1 protein-coding gene is annotated in these 6,123 nt (G+C 69.0%); it reads left to right on the top strand.

Annotated elements, in window-relative coordinates; all coding sequences use genetic code 11:
- Positions 1–17 precede the first annotated feature (17 nt).
- The gene (locus tag FAZ21_RS19705; protein WP_211243541.1) at positions 18–5,789 is read left to right on the top strand and encodes a non-ribosomal peptide synthetase; all 5,772 of its coding nucleotides are present in this window, start codon (positions 18–20) and stop codon (positions 5,787–5,789) included.
- Positions 5,790–6,123 lie beyond the last annotated feature (334 nt).

A 6,123-nucleotide genomic window follows, 5' to 3' on the forward strand; every position in this document is an offset into this window, starting at 1 on the left:
CGTGGACGCACGCCAATGTGCTGGACGCCTGGGACGCCGCCGTGGCGCGCGTGCCCGACACCCTGGCGGTGCGCGACGAACGCCAGGCCTACAGCTATGCAGCGCTCGATGCCCAGGTGAACGCGCTGGCGGCACAGCTGCGCCAGGCGGGCGTCGGGCCCGAAGTTCGCGTTGGGCTGCATGCGCCGCGCGGCGCGGAGTTCGTGCTCGGCGTGCTGGCGGTGTTGCGCGCCGGGGGCGCCTATGTGCCGCTGGATGTGGCGTTGCCGGCCGAACGGCTGGCGTTCCTGTTGGGCGATTGCGGCGCGCGGCTGCTGCTCAGCGCCCAGCCGGAATCGGCCCCCGACACCTTGCCACTGCTGCCACTGCGTTTCGTTGCTGCGCCGGCCACGGCGAATGGCCCCTGGCCGGCAATCGCGCCGGAGCAGGCGGCCTACCTGATCTACACCTCCGGCTCCACCGGCCAGCCCAAGGGCGTGGTGATCGGTCATGGCGCGCTGGCCAACTACACCCAGGCGGTACTGGCCGCGCTCGATCTGCCCGAGACGGCACGCGAGGTGGCAATGGTGTCCACCGTATCGGCTGACCTGGGCCATACCAGCTTCTACGGCGCGCTGTGCAGCGGCCGCACGCTGCACCTGATCGACGCTGCCAGCGCCTTCGATCCCGACCGGTTCGCCCAGTACATGGGCGACCACTGCATCGATGTACTGAAGATCGTGCCCAGCCACCTGCAAGCGCTGTTGCAGGCGGCAAACCCGGCGGGCGTGCTGCCGGCGCACGCGCTGGTGGTCGGTGGCGAGGCCACGCCGTGGGCCTTGCTGGGACGCATCGCCGCGCTGAAGCCGGCGTGCCGTGTGATCAATCACTATGGCCCGACCGAAACCACGGTCGGCGTGCTGACGCAGCCGGCGGCCAGCGCCAGCCATGCCGCGGCGACGCTGCCGCTCGGCGGGCCGCTGGGCAATGTGGAAGCGTGGGTGCTCGATGCCGCGTTGAACCCGGTGCCGCAGGGCGCCAGCGGCGAGCTGTACCTGGGCGGTGCCGGCGTGGCGCGCGGCTACCAGGGTCGGCCGGGCCTGTCCGCCGAGCGCTTCGTTGCCCACCCGGCCCGCGCGGGCGAGCGCCTGTACCGTAGCGGCGACAGGGTGCGTCAACTGCGCGACGGCAGCCTGGAGTTCCTCTGCCGCGCCGACGATCAGGTGAAGATTCGCGGTTACCGCGTGGAGCTGGGCGAAGTGCGGGCCGCGCTGCTGGCCTTGCCCGGCGTGACCGATGCGCAGGTGGTCGTCGGCGAGGCCGCCGATGGTCGGGCGCAACTGCTGGCATATCTCACGCCCGACATGCTGGATATCGAAGCGCTGCGCGCCACGCTGGCCGCGCAACTGCCCGATTACCTGGTGCCCAGCGCCTTCACCGCGCTGACCGCCTTGCCGCTGACCGCCAACGGCAAGCTCGACCGCAAGGCGCTGCCCGCCCCGGTGGCGGCAGCGTCGGCGCGGCACGAAGCGCCGCAGGGCGAGGTGGAGATGGCGCTGGCCGACATCTGGACCGAGCTGCTTGGCGTTGCGCGCATCGGCCGGGACGATTCGTTCTTTGTCCTGGGCGGCGATTCCATCCTCTGCCTGAAAGCGGTCGCCCGGGCGCGCAAGCGCGGCTTCAAGCTCACCGCCAAGCAGTTCTTCGAGCACCAGACCCTATCGGCCATCGCGGCGCAGGTGCGGCCCGCGACCGAGCCGGCGCCGGGCATCCCCCGGTTATCGGACGAAAAGCGCGGCCAATGGCTGCCGCTGTCGTACGCACAGTCCCGGCTGTGGTTCCTCTGGCAACTGGAGCCCGACAGCACGGCGTATCACATCCCCGGTGCGCTACGGCTGACAGGCGCGCTGGATACTGCGGCGTTGCGCGCGGCGTTCGATGCGCTGCTGGCGCGGCACGAATCGCTGCGCACGGTGTTCCAGGCGGCCGGAGATGGGCTGGCGCAACAACGCATCCAGCCCGCGTTCGCGCTGGATATCCCGCTGACCGACCTGTCGGCGCTTGATCCCGCCCCGCGCGATGCCGAGGTGCGCCGCGCCGCGTTGGCGGTCAACGCCGCGCCGTTCGACCTGACACGCGGGCCGCTGCTGCGCGCGGCGCTGATCCGCGAGACGGCGCACTCGCACGTGCTGGTGGTGGTGATGCACCACATCGTATCGGACGGCTGGTCGATGCAATTGCTGGTCGATGAGTTCGCCGCCCACTACCTGGCGCATCGGCAGGGCCAACCGGCGGCGTTGCCGCCGCTGACCATTCAGTACGCCGACTACGCACTATGGCAGCGCGGCTGGCTGGAGGCTGGCGAACAGGCACGGCAACTGGCGTACTGGCGCGAGCATCTGGGCGAGGCGCACCCGGTGCTGCAACTGCCCGCCGATCACCCGCGCCGCCCGGATGGCCGCTATCGCGGCGCTGATCTACCGCTGAGCTTGCCGACCGACCTGGTTGCGGCCCTGCAACGCCGCGCCCAGGCGGAGGGCGCGACGTTGTTCATGGTGCTACTGGCCGCATTCCAGGTGCTGCTGCATCGCCATACCGAACAGACCGATATCCGCATCGGCGTGCCTATCGCCAACCGCCAGCGTGTGGAGACCGAAGGCGTCATCGGCTTCTTCGTCAACACGCAGGTGCTGCGTGGCCGGCTGCACGGCCGCAGCCGGTTGGGCGAGGTGCTGGCTCAGGCGCGGCAGGCGGCGCTGGGCGCGCAGGCGCACCAGGATCTGCCGTTCGAGCAACTGGTCGAGGCGTTGCAGCCGCAGCGCAGCCTGGGCAGCACGCCGTTGTTCCAGGTGATGTTCAACCATCAGCGCGGCGATCTGCGGGCGCTGGCCAGCCTGCCGGGGCTGACGCTCGATGCCTATCCGCTGGCCGAGCAGGAAGCGCAGTTCGAGTTGACGCTCAACAGCCACGAACACCCGGATGGTCGCGTCGATCTGCTGTTCAACTACGCGGCCGGGCTGTTCGACGCCGCCACGGTGGCCGGCTGGGCACGGCACCTGCTGGGTGTGCTGCATGCGCTGGCGCATACGCCGGAGCAGGCGGTCGGCGATCTGCCGCTGCTGGACGCGGCGGAGCTGGCGCAACTGCAACGCTGGGGCATCGATACCGAAGAGCATGGCGGCTTCGAGCCGGTACAGCGCCAGTTCGAACGCCAGGCCCGGCTGCGGCCCGACGCCATTGCGCTGATCTTCGGCGATACCCGGCTCAGCTATGCCGAACTGAACGCGCGCGCCAATGCCGTGGCACACCGGCTGATTGCACACGGTGTAGGGCCGGATACCCGCGTCGGCATCGCGGTGGCGCGCTCGGTGGAAATGGTGGTGGGCCTGCTGGCGATCCTGAAGGCAGGCGGTGCCTACGTGCCGCTGGACCCGGAATACCCGGCCGACCGACTGGGCTACATCATCGACGATGCCGGCATTGCGCTGCTGCTGACGCAGACCCCGGTACGGGAGCGCATCCCCGTGCCGCCCACGCTACCGGTGTTGCTGCTCGATGCGCAACCGGCTGGAACAGCCGGGGTGGATGGTGCGGCGAGCGATCCCCGCGTGGCGGTGCATACGCACAACCTGGCCTACGTGATCTACACCTCCGGCTCGACCGGCAAGCCCAAGGGCGTGGGGATTTCGCACCACGCGCTGCACCAGCACAGCCATACGGCGATTCACTTCTTCGGCCTGAGCGCGGCCGATCGCATGTTGCAGTTCTCCACGCTGAATTTCGATGGCTTCGTCGAACAACTGTTCCCGCCGCTGCTGGCCGGCGCGGTGGTGGTGCTGCGTGGCCCCGAGCTGTGGGACAGCGCCACCTTCCACCGCGAGCTGCTGGCGCGGCGCATCAGCGTGGTCGATCTGACCACAGCCTACTGGTTGGTGCTGGTGCAGGATTTTGCTCGCATGGGCATCCGCGATTATGGCGCCTTACGGCAGATGCACGCCGGCGGCGAGGCGATGCCGCCCGAAGGTCTGCGCGCATGGCAGGCTGCGGACCTGGCACACGTGACGTTGCTCAATACCTACGGCCCCACCGAGGCCACGGTCACCGCGACCGTGCTCGATTGTGCGCCGTATGTGCATGGCGAACGCGCGCTGCCACAGCAGATGCCCATCGGCCGCGTGCTGGCGGGCCGCGTGCTGCGCGTGGTGGATGCCGACTTCAACCTGGTGCCGCCGGGCGTGCCGGGCGAGTTGTGCATCGGCGGCCCGTTGCTGGCACGCGGCTATGGCGGCCGGCCGGCGCTGACGGCGGAGCGCTTCGTGGCCGATCCGTTCGATGGGGCGGCCGACCGTCAGGAGGGCGGCCGGCTGTACCGCACCGGTGATCTGGTGCGCTGGCGCAACGACGGGCAACTCGAATACCTGGGCCGGATCGACTTTCAGGTGAAGGTGCGCGGTTTCCGTATCGAGCTGGGTGAGGTCGAGGCACAACTGCTGGCGATTCCCGGCGTGCGCGAGGCGGTAGTGGTGGCGCAGGACGGCCCGGCCGGTACCCGGCTGCTGGCGTATGTGTCGCTCGACGGTGCATGCGTGCTGGATGGCCGCGCACTGCGGGCGTGCCTGGGCGAAACGCTGCCCGACTACATGGTGCCCGGCGTGGTGACGGTGCTGCCGCGCCTGCCGCTCAATCCCAATGGCAAGATCGACCGCAAGGCGCTGCCTGCGCCACTGGATACGGTGTCGGACCATGTTGCGCCGGTGGGCGAACTGGAAACCGCGCTGGCGGCGATCTGGGCGGACTTGCTGGGCCTGGCGCGCGTGGGGCGGAACGACAATTTCTTCGAACTGGGCGGGCATTCACTGCTGGCACTGCAACTGGTGCAACGCATCCATGCGCAATGGGGCGAAAACAGCGTCAGCCTGCTGGAACTGCTGCGCGCACGAGACGTGGCCGCATTGGCGCAGGCAATGGAAGCGCACGCTCAGGATGAGGATCGTGATGTGTTGATCGTGGAGCACGACGGTGGCGCGGTGCCGCTGTTCCTGTTCCCCGGCCTGTTCGTGAACACGGCGGAGTACAAGGCGCTGATCGCCGCGCTGGCCCGGCAGTGCCCGGTGTACGGCTTCGTCAGCCACGCGCTCACCGCGCGTCGCTGGTGCGATTTCACCGTGGCCGGCATGGCGGCCGAGTACGCCGACTACATCCGTCCACGCACGCGCAATGGCGTCTGCGCCGTGGCCGGCTGGTCGCTGGGTGGCGAACTGGCGCTGGAGACGGCCCGCCAACTGGAGGCCGACGGCATCCAGGTCAGCTTCGTCGGCCTGATCGACGTGGCGCAACCGCTCACACCCGACCGGCCGTCACTGACGCCAGCGCAGCATGAAGGGGTGACGCAGACGGTGGATGCCTGGCTGGAGCGATCCAGCATGCGCGAGCGCTGGCAGGCGCTGTTCGAGCGCCTGAGCCCGGCGCAACGCGAGCGCTACCGCTACGAAGTGGCCGACGTCGGCGACACCCTGCCCAGCGACGGCGCCGCCATCCACGCCGCCGAATACCAGTTGTGGGCGGAAATCAACGTCAACAACGCGGTATCGCTGCACCGCCATGGCCGCATCGCCGCGCCGCTGCACGTCTGGCACGCCGAGCAGACCGTGGCCGCCGGCAAGCGCCGTGCGTGGGATCGGCATGCCGACACGGTACGCGAAGTGGTGATCGCCGGCGCCGGCCACCTGGATATCGTGCGCGCACCGGCCTTCCTGGCCGACATCGCCCGCGCGCTGGACGAGGCATCGCTGGACCGCAGCCCGGCGTAGGGATTGGCAGCGAGGCAGAACGGCAGAAGGAAGCGGGCGGCGATGCCGCCTTCTTCCTTCTGGACATCCATGGGGTGTCTTCTGCGGTGTCGCCCGGAACCAGGCGCCGTGCTTGCGGTGTGAAACGGCCGTTCCTTACACGCACGTCGCGCGTGTACCTTTGAAAAACGCTAAAGGGGATCACCGTTCGACACCGATCAATGGCCAGTGGTCCAACAACGCTTGTCCAGATGCCCTCAGCATCTTTAACATCCTGGCTGACAAAAATTGTTGGGTAGATGACGTGGATATGTCGAACCTGCTGGCGTCCTTCGCCAGCGCCTTCACCCAGGAC

The organism is Chitiniphilus eburneus (assembly GCF_005048205.1).
Classification (GTDB): Bacteria; Pseudomonadota; Gammaproteobacteria; order Burkholderiales; family Chitinibacteraceae; genus Chitiniphilus; species Chitiniphilus eburneus.